The sequence below is a fragment of the Herbiconiux liukaitaii genome (genome assembly GCF_041927495.1).
GTDB classification, from domain to species: domain Bacteria; phylum Actinomycetota; class Actinomycetes; order Actinomycetales; family Microbacteriaceae; genus Herbiconiux; species Herbiconiux liukaitaii.
Genome location: NZ_JBHFHG010000004.1, coordinates 804,097 through 824,480 on the forward strand (window position 1 = coordinate 804,097; position 20,384 = coordinate 824,480).

Consider the following 20,384-nt stretch of genomic DNA (forward strand, 5'->3'; position numbering starts at 1 on the left):
GGGGTCAGAGGTGCTGGGCGGCGGCGCGTTCGACGGCGAGGCCTGCGCGGTAGCGCTCGAGGTAGCTCGTGAAGCCGGCGACGTCGGCGGGGTCGGGATCGGAGGTCTCGAAGGGGGCGTCGGCGAAGACCCGGTCGCGCAGGTAGGCGTCGAGGGCGGGCGCGGTGGGGTGCGCGGAGGTGGGCGCCGCGGTGGATGTGCCGGCGAGGGTGGGCGCGGATGCTGCGGGCGACGACGGTGCGTTCGTGGCGGTGACGTAGGAGGCCAGGACCGCGATGCCCCAGGCGCCGCCCTCCGAGGCGGTGGCGGCGACCGAGACGGGGGCGTCGAGGGCTCCGGCGAGGAAGCGCTGGGCGACTCCGGCGGTGCGGAAGAGGCCTCCGTGGGCGAACATGCGGTCGATCGCCACTCCCTCGTCGTGCAGCACGCGCATGCCGAGGGCGAGGGTGCCGAAGACGCCGTAGAGCTGGGCGCGCATGAAGTTGGCGAGGGTGAGACGGCTGTCCGGGGTGCGGACCACGAGCGGGCGGCCCTCGTCGAGGCCCGCGATGGGCTCGCCGGCGAGGTGGTTGTAGGCGAGGAGGCCACCCGCATCCGGTTCGCCGAGGAGCGCCTCGCGGAAGAGGGTGTCGAAGACGGCGTCGCTGTCGACAGCCGATCCGCTGCCCGAGATGGCGCTGGCCTGCGCGAAGCGGGTGAAGAGGCCCGCCCAGGCGGCGAGCTCGCTCGCGCCGTTGTTGCAGTGCACCATGGCCACGGCGTCGCCGGCGGGGGTGGTGACGAGGTCGAGTTCGTGGTGCACGCTGCCGAGCGGGCGCTCGAGCACGATCATGGCGAAGATGCTCGTGCCGGCGCTGACGTTGCCGGTGCGGGGTGCGACCGAGGCGGTGGCGACCATGCCGGTGCCCGCGTCGCCCTCGGGCGGGCAGAGCACGATGCCGGGCTGGAGGGTTCCGGTGGGGTCGAGCAGGGCGGCGCCCTCGGCCGTGAGCTCGCCGGCGGGCTGACCCGCCACGAGCACCTCGGGGAGAAGGGCCGCGAGCGAGCTGCCCTCGCCGAGCGCGATGCCGCGTTCGGCGAGGAGGGCGTCGTAGCGGGAGAGGAGCTCGGCGTCGTAGTCGCGGGTGGCGGAGTCGATGGGGAACATGCCCGAGGCGTCGCCGATGCCGATGACGTGGCGGCCGGTGAGGCGCTCGTGCACGTAGCCGGCGAGGGTGGTGATGGAGTGCACCCGATCGATGTGCGGCTCGGCGTCGAGCACGGCCTGGTGCAGGTGGGCGATGGACCAGCGCAGGGGGATGTTGAGCCCGAACAGCTCGGTGAGTTCGGCCGAGGCCGGGCCCGTGGAGGTGTTGCGCCAGGTGCGGAAGGGCACGAGCAGCTCGCCGGCCGCATCGAAGGCGAGGTAGCCGTGCATCATCGCCGAGACGCCGAGGGCCCCGAACGTGGTGGGGCGCACGCCGTGGCGTCGCTCGGCATCGGCGAGGAGCTCGGCGTAGGCGGACTGCAGGCCGGACCAGACATCGGCGAGGGAGTAGGTCCAGACGCGGTCGACGAACTGGTTCTCCCAGTCGTGGGCGCCGACGGCCAGCACCGCGGAGGGGTCGTCGTCGCTGATGAGGCAGGCCTTGATGCGGGTCGAGCCGAACTCGATGCCGAGGGAGGTGCGGCCGGAGAGGATGGCCTGCCGCGCTGCGTCGGCTGCCCGCTGCGTGTCGGCTGCCCGCTCGGTGCTGGCCTCCCGCCCCGGGTTGGCCTCCTGCTCGGGGGTTGTGGCGGGCTCGCTCATGATGCTCGGACTCCTTCGGCTGCCTGCGATCTTGATGTGATCGATCACATTAAGGATGAGTGTAGACGAATCGTCTGTGCTCCGGAAGAGCGCCCGATCTCACCCGCGACGAGACGGGGCGGAGCGCGGGGGAGCGGTCGATTCGCGCAGCACGAGCAGCGGATCGACCGACGGCACCGCCTCCCGCGCTTCCGGTGCATCGAGCAGCAGTCCGATGGCTCGGCGACCGGATTCCGTGAACTCCTGACGCACGGTGGTGAGCGCCGGCAGGTAGTGCCTGGCCTCGGGGGTGTCGTCGAAGCCCACCACACTCAGGTCGCCCGGCACGGCGAGACCGGCGTCGTGGGCGGCGTGCAGCAGCCCGAGCGCCATCTGGTCGTTGGCGGCGAACACCGCCGTGGCGCCGGCGGCGAGGAGGGCGGTCCCGGCGCGGTAGCCGGACTCCGCGCTCCAGTCGCCCAGCTCGAGCAGATCGGAGTCGAGACCGCGGGCGGCGAGCTCCTGCCGGAATCCCGCCAGTCGCGACGACGCGTCGATCCAGTCCTGAGGGCCCGCGAGGTGCCCGATGCGCGTGTGCCCGAGGTCGGCGAGGTGCGCGGTCGCCTGGCGGGCGGCCTGCAGCTGATCGATCGCGATCTCGGACTCGTCGGTGGTGCCGAGCGTCTGCACGGTCACGTAAGGGACTCCGAACGTGAGCTTGGCGAGGGTCGCGAGCACCTTGGGCTGCGGGGCGATGACCACGATGCCCTCGGCGGCGAGGGCCACGAGGTGGTTGAGAGCCTCGTCGATGGAGGACTGGTCGAGGCCGTCGGCGTTGGCGATGCTCACGCTGTAGCCGCGGCTGCGGGCGGCGGTCTCGACCGCGGCGATGCTCGAGGAGGGGCCGTACTCGCCGCCGGCGGTGGAGAGGATGCCGATGATGCGCGAGCGGCTCGTCACGAGCGCCCTGGCCGCCAGGTTGGGCCGGTAGTCGAGCTCGCGCATGGCATCGAGCACCCGCTGCCGCGTGGTGGGGCGCAGGCTCGGGTGGTCGTTGAGCACACGCGAGACCGTCTGATGCGAGACGCCGGCGGCCTTCGCCACGTCGAACACGCTCGCGGCGCGGGGCGGGCGGCGAGAGGCGGGAGGGGTCGCCGCGGCGGATTCGGAGCTCATGATCCTCTGATTATGGCCCCCCTCCCTGGCCCGGCCGATCACCCCTGGCGGGCTTTGAAGCGCGGGTTGAGCTTGTTGATCACGAACACGCGCCCGCGACGGCGCACGACCTGGGAGCCCGGCATCGCCTTCATGGACTTGAGAGAGTTGCGGACCTTCACGGAGACCTCCGATTGTTGTTGAGAACGGTTCTCAATTAGCATAGGTCACCATGACCAGTCCTCTCGGCCACCGATCCCCCGCCGCGCTCGCCGTCACTCTCCTCAGCGGGAGCGACCCGTCGGCCGTCCGCCGTGTCGCGGGAATCCTCACGGGGCTGCCCGACACCGCTCTGCCCGCCGAGCTCGACCTACCGGGTGCGGGGAACGCGGAGTTCGCGGCTGCTCTCGCGGAGAGCCTCTCCTCGGAGGCGCGGCACGGGATGGTGGGGGAGTCCACGGTGGTGCTCGATCCTGACGCCGATGTCATGGAGGTGGCCTTGGTGCTCGAGCACGTGCTCGAATCCCGGCAGCAGAAGATCCCCGTGAGGATCAGGGAGGTCGTCGCCGTCACGTCGATCGACGAGATCCTCCGGGAGCTGTGCGTGATCGGAGGGTCGACCCTGCACGAGTCGGATCTCGGATCACCGGGGCGCCTCGCGCGTCGGCTCGAGTTCGCGGGCCTCATCGTGCTGACGGACATCAGGGCCGACTCGGCCCCCGCCGAGACCGCTCTGGTCGTGTCGCTGCTTGCGCTCCTCTCGCCGGCGGCCCGGATCGTCTCCGTGCCGGAGCTCGAGGTGGTCCGGCCGTCGGCGTGCCCACTCGTGCGGGGTCGAGCGCATCGGCTCGGCGCATCGATGGGGTGGCAGCGCCAGCTCGGTGACCGGGTCGCCGCCGCGAGCGCGCTCGAGCCCGTGGGCGCCTACGTCTTTCGCGACCCCCGCCCGTTCCACCCCGGTCGCCTGCAGCAGATGGTCTCGGATCGCCTCGCGCCCGATCGGGTCGGCCGGATCGTGCGATCGCGCGGCTTCGTGCGGTTGGCGTCGAGACCGGATCGGATAGGCGAGTGGTCGTCGGCCGGGGATGTGCTCGACCTGGATCCGACGGGCATGCGCAGTTGGGATCCGGAATCCCCGATCGGTCAGGAGATCGCCTTCTTCGGCCTCGACCTCGACAGGCGTGCCCTCGAGGCCGAGCTCAGCGGCTGCCTGCTCGAGGGCGACGAGCTCGCGGCCGGACCGACTCTGTGGGAGCGCTACGTGGATCCGTTCCCGGGGTGGGCGACCCACCACCACTGACGGTCGTGCGGTTCGTCTTCGAGGTGGGCGATCGCGAGGAGGGTTCAGCGGGCCCAGCTGCCGCCCGCCCCCTCGATCTCGGCGGTCTGACGAGGTCCGCCCGCCGCCCTGAGGTCGAAGAGAAGGGTGCGGGAGTCGCCGGTGGAGGGCTCCGACACCTCGACCGCGGCGAAGCGGCCATTCGGGGTGAGCGCCACATCGGCCACCGTGGCCCCGGAGGTTCCCGAGTCGAACAGGATTGCGTCGGCGGGGGTCGCTCCGCCTGGGTCGGCGGCAGGAGCGTCGTCGTCGCTGCGGCGGACGGACACCAGCTGCACGAATTGATGCGTCGCGGGGTCGACGACCGAGTACGACAGCAGCAGGAACCCGTCGGCGACGACCGCATCGGAGGGATAGGCGAAGCGGTCGTCGCCGCGCAGGATGTCGATCGGCTCGACCGCGCCCGAGACGAGGTCGTGCCTCACCAGTCCGTCCTCCTCGCCGATCACCATCGACCTCCCGTCGAGCCCGGTCGTCACCAGCGATGGATGGCTGCCGAGAGGGACCGCGGGGCGGTCCGGCCTCAAGTCGATGAGCACGACGTTCTGATCGACCCCTTGCGCCACGAGCGCGGGACGCCCGGGCAGGAACGCCCAGTCGAGCACGCGCAACGGCTGGCCGTCGATGCCGAGCACGGGCTGGGGAGCCTCCGTGCCCCGCCCGACGAGCAGGACCTTGTCGAGAGTGCGGTCGGCGGATTCCTCCGACGCCTCGAAGCGGAAACCCCAGAGCTGCTCGGTGGCTTCGATGCCGAGCTGCGACGCGAAACCGGGCTCGGGCATCGCGAGCTCGGTGACGGGGTCACCACTCATCTGGCCATCGGGATCGGATTGAAGCAGAAGGAGGTCGTCGTGGCCGTCGGATTCACCCGCGACGGCCACGAGCACCCGCTCGCCACCGGCTGTGAAGTCGGAGATCGTGCGCCCGGTGAGGAGCGTCGTCTCCGCCGGCTGCCCGGTGGGATCACCGATCGACCCCGCCTCGGCGGGCTCGACGAGCACGAGTTCGTCGCCGGCTGGCCCCTCCCGCTCGATTACGAGACCGGCCGCGGGGGTCGTGAAGGTGCGCGCTATCGTCGCGGGCTCGTCACCGAACGATCCCGAGACGCCGTCGACCTCGATGCGGTAGTCGGTGGCGTGATCGAGCACCTCGTCGAGCACGATCGTGATGCGATTCGCCGACGCGGTCAGGGAGAAGGGCACGGCCGGTGTGATGTCGACGTCGTCGGCGTCGATGGGCTGGAGCTGCTGGTTGGCCGTGAGCACCACGGCTTGGTGCGCCGCGTTGACCGAGCGCTCCGGATCGGGAAGCGACACCTCGACCCGCAGACCGATGAGGGCGCTCGCCCCCACGAGCGCCCCTGAGACGAGGGCGAGGACGACGCACGTGGCCGCCACGGTCCACCCGAAGGAGCGGGACGGCGTGGTGGAGCCGGGCTCGGGGGACATAGGCACCGTAGACACCGGCTCAGTGGACATCGGCACAGTGGACTTCGGCTCAATGGACATAGGGATCCGAGGGCTCGTCGACCAGCTCGACCGACTCGGGATCGACCACGACCGCCGGTCCTCCTCCGGTCGAGGGGTTGGCCACGAGCGGGCCCGACACGTGCACCCACTGGTTCTCGTCGAGCGTCGACCGCCAGGACGGCTCGAAGACGGGAACCCCCACGGGCTGAGCATCGACGGCGCAGCACGTCACGATGAACCGGGAGACGTAGTACACGTTCTCCGGGTCCTCGGAGTCCGGGGTCACGAATCCCACGACGTCGGCGCTCGCCCCCTCGAAGTAGTCGGCGGAGGAGATCTGGCCGAGCAGCGACGCCCAGTCCTTCACGGTGAACGACGTGTAGTCGCCTCCGATCGAGATGAGCTCGTCGTCGTCGAGCACCGGTGCGCCCGCGTTCATCTCGCGGTCGGCCGCGGTGGCGCTGCTGAGGGTGGCCGGCGGCACGATGACGAGGCACAGCACGGTCGCGGCCGCGAGTGCGAACGCTCCCGTCACCGCGAAGGCGCCTCTGCCTCGCTCGTGATCGTGGTGCTCTTGATCGTCGTGCTCGTGGTCGCCGTGCGAGTGCGAGTGCTCCGATCCGCTGCGCCCACGCACCCAGGCGAACGCCACCCCCGCCACGATGAACACGGCCGCGATGAGCGCCATCGCGAGCGTGAACTCCACGTAGCGCGGGTGGATGTAGAGCGGCAGCCGGCCGGAGGCGGCCAACCAGAGAGTGGCCCCCACGAGCACGGCGCACAGCACGATGCCCTGCCAGACCGAGACGCGCTCACGCAAGCTGGTTCACCACCAGTCCGATGACCACGGTGGCGAGCCCCACGACGATCGCGATCTGGAGTATCGCCGTGCGTCGATAGGTCGTGCGCATGAGCGCGATCATCTTGAGGTCGATCATGGGCCCGAATACGAGGAAGGCGACGATCGCTCCCGGCATGAAGGTCGACCCCAGTGAGAGCGCGAAGAACGCGTCGACGTTGGAGCAGATCGAGATCACGAACGCGAGAGCCATCATCACGAGGATCGACAGCAGCGGGTTCTGCCCGAGCTGCACGAGCACCTCCCGCGGCACGGCGACCTGCACGAGCCCGGCGACGGCGGCGCCCAGCACCAGAGCGGGCAGCATCGTGGAGGTCTCGCGCACGAACATGTCGACGCTGCCGCCGGCACGTGCCCGACCTCCGGTGACCGTGGGCTCGGGCACACGGCAGGCCGCGGCGAAGCGCCCGGTGAGGATGCTCTCGGGAGCCGGGTGCCGGCTGAACAGCCAGCCCATGAAGTTGGCAATGAGGAACCCGCCGACGATCCGTCCCACGAGGATGCCGCCCTCCCATCCGAAGGCCTGGTAGGTCGTGACGATCGTGATGGGGTTCAGGATGGGGGCGGCGAGGAGGAACACGATCGACTCGGCCGGCGTGAAACCACGCAGAACCAGTCCCCGAGCGAGCGGCACGTTGCCGCATTCGCAGACGGGGAGCAGCATGCCGATGAACGAGATGCACACGCGCCTGAGCACGCCGTTCCTGGGCAGCACGCGCACGATCAGGGTGGGCGGCAGCCAGTGCTGGACCACGATCGAGAGCACGATGCCGAGCACCACGAAGGGGAGCGACTCCACGATCACGCTGATCGAGAGGGTGAGGAAATCCTGAAGCCGATCGGGCAGATCCCAGGCGCCCGCCTCCCCGGTCGCGGCACGCACGGCCACCACGGCGGCGAGCAGCGCGACGCCGATCAGGGCACCTCGCCAGAACCGCGACCTCGGTCGGAGAGCGCCGAACGGGCCGTCGGGAACGAGTGGAGCGCGGCGGTCTGGCTGGGTGGCGGGCGCGCGGGTGGGCGCGGTGGCGGGCGACTTCAAGGGCGGAGCGGCTTCCGGATCTGCGGGCGGACTCCGCGAGGCTATCCGAGCGGAATCGCTCATCCGGGGGACTTCACCGTCGATTCGCGCGGAGTTCGCGCGGAGTTCTCGCAGTGGGCCGGAGGGCAGCGCGGAGTCGTCCCCCGACGGAGAACGGCACCGCCCTTCGCGAGGGGCGGTGCCGTTCTTGGTGCGGTGCGGAGCGGACTAGCGGCAGGCCACCAGGTTCTCCACGGCTTCGGTGAGGGTTGCGGTGCCGCCCAGGAGGGTGACCTTGGTGGCGCCGAGTTCCTCGATCTGGGCGAGGGTCTCGGCCGGGATGCAGTCGCTCAGCACGGTGAACAGCGGCGCGTCGATGCGGGGTGCGTAGGCCGAGCCTGCGAGGGCGTCGGGGAACGTCAGCCCCGTCGCCAGCAGCACGTGATCGGCTTCGGTGAAGAAGTGGTCGTTGATCGACCTGGCCGCCGCGAACCTGTCCGCACCGCCCAGACGCACGACACTCGTGAATCGAGCCGCATCCGCCTGGATGCCCGCGCTGACGGATGCTTCGCCGCCGGCGATCACGACGTCTGAGACACCGAGATCCTGGAGGAGGGTCCTGGTGGCTGCATCGAGCCTGGACGCCGATCCGTTGACGAGGATCACCGGACCGTCGCCGTCGATCGCCGCACCGGCAGCCAGAGCATCCGAGAACGTCGTTCCCGTGGCGAGCACTGCGGTCTCGGTGCCTCGCGGGAACGCCGCCTTCGCGATGTTCCGCGAGGCCTCGAACCTGTCAGCGCCACCGATCCGGGAGACCGTGCCGAGAGTCGCGAGCGACGCCTCGACCATCGTCGACACCGTCGAGGTGCCACCGACGATCACGATGTCCGTCGCACCCAGCCGCTCGATCTCGGCCGAGACCGAGGTCGGCAGGTTCGCCGCCGTGGTCAGCAGGATCGGGGCACCGGCGACCGTGGCCGCGGGAGCAGCCGACAGCGCATCCGGGAACACCTCACCCGACGCGACGTACACGGTGTCGGACCCTTCGGGGAACCCGGCCTTCGACGTGTTGACAGCGACCTCGTACCGGTCAGCGCCCGCGATCCGATCGACCTCGATGCCCTCCGGCGCGCCCTCGAACTCGGCGCTCGCGGTGGAGGCATCCAGGGTGTCGTAGCCCAGGTAGTCGGCCTTCACCGTCTGGGTGCCGGTGAGACCGGCGGGCAGGGCAGCGGTCGCCACGAAGGTGTCGCCCTCGGCGGTCACCGCGGCCGTGGTCGACCAGTCGCCGACCGTGAAGCGCACCTCGCCGGCCACCTCGTGCCCGTCGGCGGCGGTGACCGTGGCGGTCACCTGGCCATCGGCCGAGGTGGAGACCGCCACGGAGGTGGCGATCCGCTCCGGTGCCGAGCCCTGCAGCGAGAGCCACTGAGCGCGGGTGAGGTTGAGCACGGTTCCGTGACGGGGCACGGCGTTGGGGTTGGCGTCGGGCGGAAGATCCGCTCCCTCGGCCTGCGTCCACTCACCCGAGTCGAGGTCGTCGCTGTACAGCGGGATGTAGCCGCCGCCGTTGAAGTCGTCCACGAACAGGTAGTGGCCGTTCGTCGACCCCTCGGGCACCGAGGTGTCGCCCGGGTTGGCCTTGAAGACGGTCGGGCCCTCCACGAGGTTGGTGATGGCCGGAGTGGTGTTCTCCTTGGTGACGCAGTCGGCCACCGTGGTCCAGGCGCCCTCCTCACCGCGCACGGTCGGCGCCCGCAGGTCGGTCGACTTCTCGGCGATGATGTCGGTGCAGGTGCCCTCGCCGATCTCCTTCGTGTAGCGGTAGTAGGTGTCGCCCTCCTTGATCACGGTGGAGTCGATGCGGTCCCAGCCCTCCTGCCAGACCTGCGGCTCCGAGAACGTCTCGAAGTCACGGGTGGTGGAGTAGAGGATCTGCGCGAGCTCGGCACCGGGCGAGGTCTCGTAGTTGTGCGTGGCGTCGGAGAACATGCGCGAGGCCCAGTAGACGACGTACTCGCCGATGGTCTCGTCCCAGTACGCCTCGGGCGCCCAGGCCATGCCCGCGTTCTCCGGGGCGACCTCGACGTGGCGCTGCTCCGACCAGTTCTGGAGGTCGGTCGACTCCCAGATCTCGAGCGAACGGCTGCCGTTGGTGAACGAGTCGTACCAGGAGGTGCCGCTGCCGATGGAGAGGTCGGTGGCGAGCATGTAGAACTTGTCGCCCTCGACCGAGCGGATGATGAACGGGTCGCGGAGGCCTGTCGTGCCCTCGGTGGAGGTCAGCACGGGCTGGCCCTCGTTGACGTCGTTCCAGTTGAGCGCGTCGTTGCCGTCACTCGCGGCGAGGTAGATCTTCTCTCCCTCGACCGTGTTCTGGCCTCCCGGCTCCCCGGCGAAGTAGGCGAAGCCGTAGCCCTCGTCGGGAGTGGCACGCGGCGACTCCTTCACGGTGAGCGTGAACGACCGCGTCGCGGACTCCTCACCGGCTCGCACCGTGGCGGTCACGGTGACCGTGGTGTCGCCCTCGCCCCAGGCGGGGCGGGTCACGGCGCCCGCGGCGATCGTGCCGTCGGCGGCGGCCGCGGTGTCGGTGACCACGGCGGGGTCGGAGGAGACCCAGGTGATCTCCGAGCCGTGGGTCTCGCCTGTGGCCGGGAGCGTCACGCTGCCCACGACGGACTCGGAGCCCGAGATGGAGAGCGCCTCGGCGTCGTCCGCCACGCGCTGCGCGTCGGTGACCTCCTCCACGCCGGCGAGCTCGCGCACCGAGGCGGTGTCGAGTGCTCGGTCGTAGAGGCGGAAGTCGCGCATCTGACCCTTGAAGAGCGGATCGGCTGCCCACGACGAACGGCCGAGGTAGTTGAACGTGGTCGTCCCTCCACCGATCGCGCCAGGCGTGGTGGTGATGTTCGCGTTCGTGGCCACGAGGTTCTCGTTCTGGTACAGACGAGCGACTCCGGGGCTGCCCGCTTCGCCGCCCGAGACCGTGTAGGTGACCCGCACCCACTCGCCCTCCGGCAGTCGCTGCGGACCGGCGGCGCTCAGCTCGGCGCCACCGCTCGTGGGGGTGATGGCGGCACGGAAGGTGTTGTTGTAGTCGCGAGCGGTGGCGAACATGTACCCGCTGTTGGCGGTCGAGGCGTTGCCGAGCACGAACGACATGGTGTTCTGCGGGAGTCCGGCATCCACCCAGAGGTCGAAGCTCGCCGAGACGTCGTCGAGCCCCGTGAGCAGGTTGTTCGGCATCTTTATGCGGTTGCCCGTGGCCGTGGTGCCGCCCGTGAAGCGGAAGCCCTCGGCGCCCGCCCACTGCGGCGTGCCCTCGACGGTGGCGTCGCGGTCGTTGCCCGAGGTGTCCTCGGCCACGGTGCCCGTGGTCTCGTCGAGCTCGTAGTGCACCACGAGCCCCTCTTCGAGGCCGGGCGCCTCGGCGACCGTCACACGAGCGGTGAGAGTGGCCTCGAGGCCCTCCACCCGGCCCGTGACCTCGAACGATCCGACCGCGGAGTAGGCGGCGGGGTCGATCGCGTCCCAGGTGATCTCGGCCTGGCCGGTGGCACCGGAGGTGTAGGTCGCGGCGACCGTGGAGGGCAGCAGCGGAGCCTCTCCCGGGGTCGTCTCCACGTCGAACTCGGTCTGCGCCACGCCCTCGAGCGTGTTGTAGGCCTCCTGCAGGCGCTCCTGCTCGGCGGCCGTGATGGGCAGCACCGTGCCGTGGCGCGGCACGCCGGGGAGGCCGGAGGAGTCCTGCGCCTGCCAGGTGAGGCCCTTGTCGGTGGAGCGGAAGGCGACGTAGCCGACTCCGCCGTGGTAGCCGGGCTGGTCGATGAAGAGCCACCAGGTGCCGTCGTCCTGCACGTCCTTGAAGACCGTGGGGCCCTCGCCGCCCGTGTAGGTGCGGGTGGAGCCGTCGATGGCGGTGTACGTCTGGTTGCGGCCGATCTCGCGGGTCACGAGCGACCACGCGTTCGGATCCTCGGTCACCACCATGGGGTCGCCGCTCGTGGCCCGCAGGGAGTCGGACTTCTGCAGGAGCACGTTCATGGTGCCCTCGTCCTTGGTGAAGCGGTAGTACGTGTCGCCGTCCTGGATGACGGTCGAGTCGATGAGGCCGAGGCCACGACCGCGGTTGGAGTCGCTCCAGATCTGCGGCTCGGAGAAGGTCACGAAGTCGCGCGTGGTGGCGTACATCATGCGGTTGTAGGTGGCGAAGTTGTCGCGCGCCTCAGGAGCGATCGAGGCGTCGTAGATGTTCGAGGCCCAGAACACGACGTACTCGCCGATGGTCTCGTCGTAGTAGGCCTCGGGGGCCCAGGTGTTGCCGATGGTGGCCTCGTCCGACACCTGCACGTGACGCTGGGGCGACCAGTTCACGAGGTCGGTGGACTCCCAGATCTCGAGGTACAGGCTGCCGGTGCGCTGGGCGCGGCCGAAGTCGCCGTTGGGGTAGATCTTGAGGTCGGTGGCCACGATGAAGAACTTGTCGCCCTCGGGGGAGCGGATGATCATGGGGTCGCGGAGACCCTCCTCGCCGAACGAGGAGCTGAGCACGGGGTTGCCGCCGTTGAGCTCGTCCCACTCGAGCGGGCTCGAGCCCTCGCTCGCGCCGAAGTAGATCTCCTCGCCGGCGTCGGTGGACTCGCCCGCGAAGTAGGTGAACATGTAGCCCTCGGGATCCGCGGCGGGCACGGCGGCCTTGACGGTGACGTCGAAGACCCTCGACTCGCCCTCGGCGGTCGCGGTGAGCTGCACGGTCGTGTCCTCGGTGCCGCGGGTGACGGCACCGGGTGCGATCTCGCCGCCCTCGGTGGTGACCACGGCGTCGGAGACGACGGCGGGGTCGGAGGAGCTCCAGGTGATGGTGCTGCCGCTCGCCCCCGTGGTGGGCAGGTGGATGTTGCCGCGCACGTCGTCGGACGACGGGATGGCGATCGCCGCGAGATCCGCGGGGGCGTCGACGGCGGCCGGCGAGATCGATGCCGAGGCGGCGCCCGCAGAAGCGAACTGGACTCCACTGCCGATCAGCACTGTCGCCACCAGGGCGGCGCACCATCGGCGGGCGTGTGTGGACCTGGACATCGATCTCCTCCTCGAGAAACGGTGTGAGCGCTCACATTGCACTCCCGATGAACTTTAGGAGGTTCGGGTGACACCTGTCAACGAGAAATGTGAACCTTCACATTCGGGCCCTCCTGTGGCTAGAGTGATCGCTCACACGGCACCACGAATGGGTCGGGTGTGCGTACTCAACGATGAGCAGAGGGTGACCATGACGTCGAGGATCCTGACCAGAGCGATGGCCGCGGCGGTGTCGCTCGCCGTGATCGGCAGCGGGCTCGTCTCCGCCGGTGCGGCCTCCGCCGCCGAACGACCGGCCGACGGACTGATCGGCGAGTACGTGTTCTCGCAGGCCACAGGTGCCTCGGTGGCCAACTCCGCCACCGGCGCGGGAGCCGTGGGGGCCGCCACCGTGGTCAACGGATCCGACGCCAACTGGACGGGCGACTCCCTCGCCTTCGCCGGCGGCGGCAAGACGAGCGGCGCCAACTGGGTGCGCCTGCCGAACGACATCCTGGCCGGCGAGACCTCGGCCACGGTCACCACCGAGGTGAGCATCGACGCCTCGATGAAGTCGACCTTCAACTTCCTCTGGAACATCGGCAACGATGCGCCCACCTCGTACTTCTTCGCCTCGGTGCGGGATGCGGCGCGCACCGCCATCACCACCTCCTCGAACGCCGGCGAGATCAACGCTCGTGGCGGCAACCTCGAGGCCGGTCGCTGGTACAGCCTCACCTCGGTGATCGACGGCGCAGCCGGCACCATCTCGTTCTACGTCGACGGCGAGAAGGTGGGCGAAGCCGACACCACGCTCACGCCCGCCTCGATCGCCGACCAGTCGCTCAACGCGATCGGCCGCTCGCCCTGGCCCGACCCGTTCTTCAAGGGCGAGGTGTCGACCTTCCGCGTGTACGACCGGGCGCTCTCGGCCGACGAGGTCGCCGATGTCTCCGAGACGGATGCCGCCATCCACGCCGACGAGATGTCAGCGGCCGCCCAGGCCCTGCTCGACGGGCTCGAGCTCGCCGACCAGACCGTCGACGGCAACTACGTGGCCCTGCCCACCGCGGGCGGACGGGTGAGCTGGACGACCTCCGACCCCTCGATCGTCTCGGCCGACGGCCGCGTCACCCAGCCCAGCGAGGCCGACGGCCCCGCCACGGTCACCGCCACCGCCACGAGCTCCGTGCGCGGCGTGACCGCCTCGACGAGCATCACCATCACGGTCGTGCCCACGAGCGACCAGGAGCGGGTGGATGCGGCCGCGGCCGGCTACGCGCTGCCCCCGGTCGTGGCCTCCGGCACCGTGCTGCCCGCCCCTGCGGAGGGCACCGAGGTGACCCTGCAGAACGCGCAGGGCATCGCCGTGGCCGCCGACGGCACCGTGACCGCGGCGGGCGACGCGACCCCACCCGTCACCGGCACGGTCGACGCGATCGTCTCCGCCTCCGGCTTCCCCGGCACGACGGTGCAGAAGCGCTTCGCCCTCACCGTTCTGCCGGCCGCCGGCACGCAGCAGCTGCTGAGCTACCACCGCACCCCCACGACCGAGAACGAGGCCAACAACGCCGACGTGGCACTGAGCATGCACCTCGCCCTCAAGGATCCGGCGGCCACCGACTGGACTCCGCTCAACGAGAACTACGGCATCTTCTTCCCGAAGACCTCGGTGACCCCTCCCGCCGACGGCACCTCGGACGCCATCCTCCGCAGCCTCGTGAACCCCTCGGTGTTCATGCTCGCCGACGGCACCTACGGTGTGATCGCCACCCGCACCGCCCGCGGCGGCGCTTCCGACGGCACCCAGACTTCACGTGTGCTCATCGCCACCTCGGACGACCTGCTCGATTACGACGAGGTCGGCCTGCTCGACGTGGGCGAGACCAACGGCGTCAACGCACCGCACGTCGTCTGGGATTCGGCCGCCGAGCACTACCTGATCGCCTGGACCGACGATTCCGGCACCGCGAAGTACACCACGATGACCGACCTCACCGGAACCGGAACGCGCGGTGCCGTCGTGGCGGGCGACGTGGCCGAGTCCGGAGCGGTGGAGACCGCCGCCGGCATCCAGGACTACGTGGCCGGTCGCAGCGTGCCGGTCGACGCCGCCACCGTGACCGCCCTCGAGGAGCGCTTCGGCCGCATCGCCAACACGGGCTACCAGCCGTTCGACGACGTCACCCTCGACGAGGACGGCGATGTCGCCGCCCTCGAGCTCCCCACCTCGGTGGACCTCGACTACTCGGACGGCTCCACCGGATCCCTCCCCGTCGCGAGCTGGGACACGAGCGGCGTCGACGCCTCGACCCCCGGAACGTACACGGTGACGGGCACGGTCAAGCAGACCGACTACCCGATCCCGTTCGCCGACGAGCGTGCAGACCCCTCGGTCTACAAGTACGACTGGAACGGCACCATGAAGTACCTCATGATCGCCACGAACGACCTCTACGGCTCGAACATCGAGCAGCAGGGCGCCGCCAAGATGCCCATCCGCATCGCCGACTCCATCACGGGACTCTCCGACGCTGCGGGCGCGACCGAGATCGACCTCCTCAAGCGCGGCGACACGGATGCGCAGGGCAACGTGATGACCGGCTGCTTCTGGGCCCCCGAGTACCACGAGATCGACGGCAGGCTGTCGATCCTCTTCATGCCCTGCTACGGCAGCAACCCCGACATGTGGTCGGGTCGCGCGTCGATCATGCAGCTCAAGCAGGACGCATCCGGAGCCGACCTCGACCCGGCCGTCCCGGCCAACTGGACGAAGCCCGAGAAGGTGCTGCGCGCCGACGGCTCCGACCTCAACCAGATCGCCGGCATCTCGCTCGACATGACCTTCTTCCAGGACGAGAAGGGTCAGGCGTACTACATCTGGCAGCACCTCGGTGCGCTCTTCATCGCGAAGGTCGACCCCGCCGCCCCGACCCGTCTCACCTCGGAGCCCGTGCGCATCCTCGTTCCCGAGTTCGCCTGGGACAACACGATCGCCGAGGGCCCGAACGTGATCAACCACGACGGTGTGCTGCAGCTGCTGTACTCCGGCTCGACCGTGGGCAACACCTACACCACGGGGCTCGCCACGGCGGATGCCTCCGGTGACACCGACCTCACCTCGCCCGAGGCGTGGACGAAGCTCGACTACCCCATCCAGAAGTCCGGCATCTACGACGGCGCCTGGCAGCTCGGCACCGGCCACGGCATGTGGTCGGAGGACGAGGACGGCAACCTCATCTACGTGTTCCACGCCCGCACCGACAACAACGGCCTGAGCGGCCGCGACATGTTCGTGCGACGCGTGCACTGGTCGGCCGAGGGGCTGCCCGTGCTCGACATGGAGCGCGAGGAGGAGCTGGTCTCGCCGACCGTGACGCTCGACGTCGTGGTGTCGGGCGGGGAGCCGGAGCCGTCGGTGACGGTGGATCGTCTGGCCGGTGCGGATCGGTACGAGGTGGCGATCAACACGTCGAAGGCCGGGTTCCCGGAAGGGTCCGACACCGTCTACGTGGCGTCGGGTGCGGTATTCCCGGATGCTCTGTCGGCGGCTCCGGCTGCGACTGTTGCCGGTGCTCCGATCCTGTTGACCACGACGGCCGATCTGCCGTCGTCGGTGGCGGCGGAGATCGAGCGGTTGGGCGCCACGGACATCGTGATCGTGGGTGGCCCGTCGACGGTCTCGGCCAAGGTCGCTGACTCTCTGGCGAAGCTCGGGAGTGTGACTCGGATCGGTGGTGCTGACAGGTTCGAGGCGTCGCGGAACATCGCGAAGGCCGCGTTCCCCGACGGTGCCGACATCGCGGTGCTGGCCGACGGGAGCAAGTTCCCGGACGCGCTCTCCGCAGGTGCCGCGCTGGATGGTGCGGGCCCGGTGATCCTGGTGAACGGTGCGCTGTCCACCCTGGATGCGGCGACGAAGAAGCTGCTGACCGATCTGGGTGTGACCGAGATCGCGATCGCCGGTGGTGAGGCGTCGGTGACGGCGGGCATCCAGACGGATGCCGCAGCCATCGCCGACACCACCCGCCTGGGTGGTGCCGACAGGTACGAGGCGTCGCGGACGATCAACGCGGCGTTCTTCGACACCGCCGATCATGTGCTGCTCGCGACGGGGCTGAAGTTCTCCGACGCTCTCGCGGGTTCCGCATACGCACCGACGATCGACGCGCCGCTGTTCACGGTCAAGGGTGACTGCATCCCGGCCGAGACCCTCGCGCAGATCGAGGAGCTCGGGGCCACCAAGGTCACCCTCCTGGGCGGCACCGCCACCCTGAGCGAAGCCGTCCAGAACCTCACCGCCTGCGGACCGCAGTCGTGAGCGCCTCGAAAGGAACACAGAACGTGTCTGCACCCTCCCGCCTGCGCGTCACCGTGGCCTCGGCAGCAGCGCTGCTGATGGTCGCGGGGCTCGGCGCCGTCACCACCGGCGCCGCGAGCGCCGCCCCGGCGGCCCCGGCCGCCGCCCCCGTTCCCGCGCGGGCATCCGCCCCTGCCGACGGACTGATCGGCGAGTACCTCTTCTCGCAGACCTCCGGATCCACGGTCGCCAACACGGCCACGGGCGACGGCACCGTCGGTGACGCGACCGTGGTCAACGGATCCGATGGGCTGTGGACGGGCGACTCGCTCACCTTCACCGGTGGCGCGGCCTCGAGCAGCACCGCCAACTGGGTGGAGCTGCCGGACGACGTGCTCGCGGGCGCCACCTCGGCCACCATCACGACCGAGACCAAGCTCGACGCCTCCATGAAGTCGCAGTTCAACTTCCTCTGGAACATCGGCAATGCCTCCACGCAGCAGTACTACTTCGCCTCGGTGCGCGACACCCCGCGCACGGCGATCACCACCAACGGCGGCGGTGGCGAGGTCAACGCCCGATCGGGATCGGCCCTCGACGCCGAACGCTGGTACAACCTCACCTCGGTGATCGACGGGGAGGCGGACACCATCACGTTCTACGTGGACGGTGTGCTCGTGAGCCAGACCGCCACGACGCTGACCCCCGGATCCATCACCGACCAGTCGCTCAACACCATCGGCCGGTCTCCGTGGCCCGACCCGGTGTTCAAGGGCGAGGTGTCCGCCTTCCGCGTCTACGACCGCGCGCTGAGCGCCGAGGAGGTGGGTGCCGTGAGCGACACCGACGCCACGGCCCACGCCGAGAGCTTCGCCGCGGCGGCGCAGGGGATCGTGGACGGACTCTCCCCGGTCGTCATCGACGACTCGAGCCTCATCCTTCCCGACGCCGGTGGAGCCGTGCGCTGGGCGTCGAGCCTCCCCGGAGTGACCGTCGGCGACGACGGCAAGTCGGTCACGGCCGAGCTCCCCGCGGCCGGCGAACCCGCGCTCACGGGCACGCTCACCGCGACGGCCACCGTGCGGGGCGTCACCGCCTCTCGTGAGGTCGACGTCACGGTCGAGCCCGAGGCCGCCGCGACCGACGACTACGGCTACCTCATGGTGCACTTCATCGAGGACTCCGAGGGGTACGCCGAGAAGATCTACCTCGACGTCTCGCGGGGCGACAACCCCGAGCAGTGGGATCCGCTGAACGGCGGCGAGCCCATCCTCGCCTCCGACCTCGGCACCACGGGCGTGCGCGATCCGTATCTCACCTACAACCCCGAGACCGAGACGTACTACATCATCGCCACCGACCTGCGGGTCTTCGGCGGCGACCAGGGCTCAGGCACGTGCACCACGTGGTGCCACTGGACGCGCAACGCGAGCACGATGCTCAACATCTGGGAGTCGAAGGACCTCGTGACGTGGGGCGACCTGCGGCAGATCGATGTGGGGGCCGGGGCCGCCGGTGCGCTCGGCGCCGAGCTCGGCATGGCCTGGGCACCCGAGGCCACGTGGGTCGACGACTACTACGCCGACGGCAGCGGGGCGTTCGTCGTCTACTGGTCGTCGACGGAGTTCCCGGCATCCGACCCCGAGCAGCAGGGCGCGAGCTACAGCCGCGTGCTCTACGGAGCGACGCCCGACTTCACGCAAGAGACCTACGAGTTCGGTGGCGAGTTCGTGGACCTCGGCGGTGACGCCATCGACACCACGATGATCCAGGACGACGGCACCACGTACCGCATCACGAAGGACAACGCGTTCGGCGACGGCATCTACATGGAGGCCACGGAGGCGGAGCGCTGGTGGGAGTCGGGCACCACCTGGCGCACCCTGCAGACCGAGATCGGTGCGGTGTGGTCCGGGGGCAACCCGGGCGGCGTGGAAGGGCCGGCGGTGTTCAAGAGCCACAGCGAGGACCGCTGGTACCTGTACGTCGACGTCATCCCGAGCACCGGATACCGGCCCATGGAGACCACCGACCTCGAGGCGGGCTGGACCCAGCTGACGGGTGGCGACTTCTACATGGCCCCGAGCACCAAGCACGGCGGCATCGTGTCGCTCACGAAGGCGCAGTACGACACGGTGCGGGCTGCGGATGCGGTGTCGGTGGTCGAGAGCGATCTCGGATCGGTGACGCTCTCGGAGTCGGCGGAGCCCGCCGACGTCGCTGCGGCGCTGCCGGCGACGGCCGCCGTGAACCTCGCGTACGAGCGTGGAACCGCTGAGCTGCCGGTGACGTGGAACACGTCGGCGGTCGACCTCTCGACCCCCGGCACGTACGGGGTCACCGGCACGGTGCAGTCGATCGGGGCGAACCTCAACCAGTGGGTGGGGGCCGGCGGTTCGACTGCGTACGACGCTGCGGATCGGGAGCTGTTCAGCTCGACCCGTCTCGAGGTGACCGCATCGGTCGTCGTTCCGGAGCGCGTCGATCCGGAGCCGTCGCTGACGGTCGATCGGATCGCGGGTGCGGATCGGTACGAGGTCGCTGTCAACACGTCGAAGGCCGGGTTCCCCGAAGGGTCCGACACCGTGTACGTCGCGTCGGGTGAGGTGTTCCCGGATGCGCTCTCCGCGGCTCCTGCCGCAACGGTGGCCGGTGCCCCGATCCTGCTGACCACGGCGGCGAACCTGCCGACCTCGGTCTCGGCCGAGATCGAGCGGCTGGGCGCGACGGACATCGTGATCGTCGGTGGCACCTCCACGGTGTCGACCATGGTCGAGGCGTCGCTCGCGACTCTCGGCACGGTCTCTCGTATCGGTGGTGCTGACAGGTTCGAGGCGTCGCGGAACATCGCTGCGGCCGCGTTCCCGCGTGGCACCGAGACCGCAGTGCTCGCGACGGGAACGACGTTCTCGGATGCTCTGGCTGCGGGTGCGGCGATCGATGGTGCTGGTCCGGTGATCCTCGTCAACGGGTCGGCGTCCAGGCTCGATGCGGCCACCAGGACCCTCCTCGAGGATCTCGGTGTCTCCGATGTCGTGATCGCCGGCGGCGAGGCATCTGTCAGTGCGGGCATCCAGGCGGATACGGCTCGGTTCACGAGTGTCGTGCGTCTGGGTGGTGCGGACAGGTTCGCGGCGGCCAGGTCGATCAACGACCACTTCTTCACCGAAGCCGATCACGTGCTGCTCGCCACAGGGCTGACGTTCCCCGACGCCCTCGCGGGCTCGGCCTACGCCCCGCGCATCGACGCGCCGCTGTTCACGGTGCTGAGTGACTGCATCCCGGCCGAGACCCTCGCCCAGATCGAGGAACTCGGCGCCACCAAGGTCACCCTCCTGGGCGGCACCGCGACCCTCACCGAGGCCGTGGAGAACCTGGTCGCCTGCAGCTAGTCCAGCTCCGCAGCAAC

At 69.9% G+C, this 20,384-nt stretch carries 10 protein-coding genes; 3 read left to right on the forward strand and 7 right to left on the reverse strand.

The features are described 5' to 3' along the window. Positions 1-4: 4 nt before the first annotated feature. The 3 genes from ACEXQC_RS11445 to ykgO all read right to left on the reverse strand — a co-directional run bounded on the left by ACEXQC_RS11445 (position 5) and on the right by ykgO (position 3,105). Positions 5-1,789, reverse strand: a complete 1,785-nt coding sequence (locus ACEXQC_RS11445) for a xylulokinase (RefSeq protein WP_374821924.1) — start codon at positions 1,787-1,789, stop codon at positions 5-7. 99 nt (positions 1,790-1,888) lie between these two features. Then, positions 1,889-2,944, reverse strand: a complete 1,056-nt coding sequence (locus ACEXQC_RS11450) for a LacI family DNA-binding transcriptional regulator (protein WP_374821927.1) — start codon at positions 2,942-2,944, stop codon at positions 1,889-1,891. A 38-nt stretch (positions 2,945-2,982) separates the two neighbouring features. After that, on the reverse strand, positions 2,983-3,105 hold the full coding sequence (gene ykgO, locus ACEXQC_RS11455) for a type B 50S ribosomal protein L36 (RefSeq protein ID WP_056039375.1): 123 nt from the start codon (positions 3,103-3,105) through the stop codon (positions 2,983-2,985). Between the two features lie 50 nt (positions 3,106-3,155). Between ykgO and ACEXQC_RS11460 the strand changes: the two genes are divergently transcribed. Then, positions 3,156-4,223, forward strand: coding sequence for a CobW C-terminal domain-containing protein (locus ACEXQC_RS11460; RefSeq protein ID WP_374821930.1), 1,068 nt, complete (start codon positions 3,156-3,158; stop codon positions 4,221-4,223). 44 nt (positions 4,224-4,267) lie between these two features. On the opposite strand, the gene ACEXQC_RS11465 is transcribed toward ACEXQC_RS11460, so the two are convergent. The 4 genes from ACEXQC_RS11465 to ACEXQC_RS11480 all read right to left on the reverse strand — a co-directional run bounded on the left by ACEXQC_RS11465 (position 4,268) and on the right by ACEXQC_RS11480 (position 12,696). Beyond that, positions 4,268-5,710 carry a hypothetical protein gene (locus ACEXQC_RS11465; protein WP_374821933.1) on the reverse strand — a complete coding sequence of 481 codons (1,443 nt, stop codon included), beginning with the start codon at positions 5,708-5,710 and terminating at the stop codon, positions 4,268-4,270. 49 nt (positions 5,711-5,759) lie between these two features. Continuing rightward, complete coding sequence (locus tag ACEXQC_RS11470; protein WP_374821936.1) at positions 5,760-6,551, reverse strand: TIGR03943 family putative permease subunit; 792 nt, start codon at positions 6,549-6,551, stop codon at positions 5,760-5,762. Further along, positions 6,544-7,695: a permease gene (locus tag ACEXQC_RS11475; protein WP_374821939.1), complete on the reverse strand. Its 1,152-nt coding sequence runs from the start codon at positions 7,693-7,695 to the stop codon at positions 6,544-6,546. Before ACEXQC_RS11475 ends, ACEXQC_RS11470 begins: the two co-directional genes overlap by 8 nt. 144 nt (positions 7,696-7,839) lie before the next feature. Continuing rightward, positions 7,840-12,696: a cell wall-binding repeat-containing protein gene (locus ACEXQC_RS11480; RefSeq protein ID WP_374821943.1), complete on the reverse strand. Its 4,857-nt coding sequence runs from the start codon at positions 12,694-12,696 to the stop codon at positions 7,840-7,842. Positions 12,697-12,886: 190 nt separating this feature from the next. Between ACEXQC_RS11480 and ACEXQC_RS11485 the strand changes: the two genes are divergently transcribed. Both ACEXQC_RS11485 and ACEXQC_RS11490 read left to right on the forward strand, forming a co-directional pair. Further along, positions 12,887-16,996, forward strand: a complete 4,110-nt coding sequence (locus ACEXQC_RS11485; RefSeq protein WP_374821946.1) for a cell wall-binding repeat-containing protein — start codon at positions 12,887-12,889, stop codon at positions 16,994-16,996. A gap of 23 nt (positions 16,997-17,019) precedes the next feature. Beyond that, a complete protein-coding gene (locus tag ACEXQC_RS11490) occupies positions 17,020-20,367 on the forward strand; it encodes a cell wall-binding repeat-containing protein (RefSeq protein WP_374821949.1) in 3,348 nt (1,115 codons plus the stop codon). Positions 20,368-20,384: the final 17 nt, after the last annotated feature.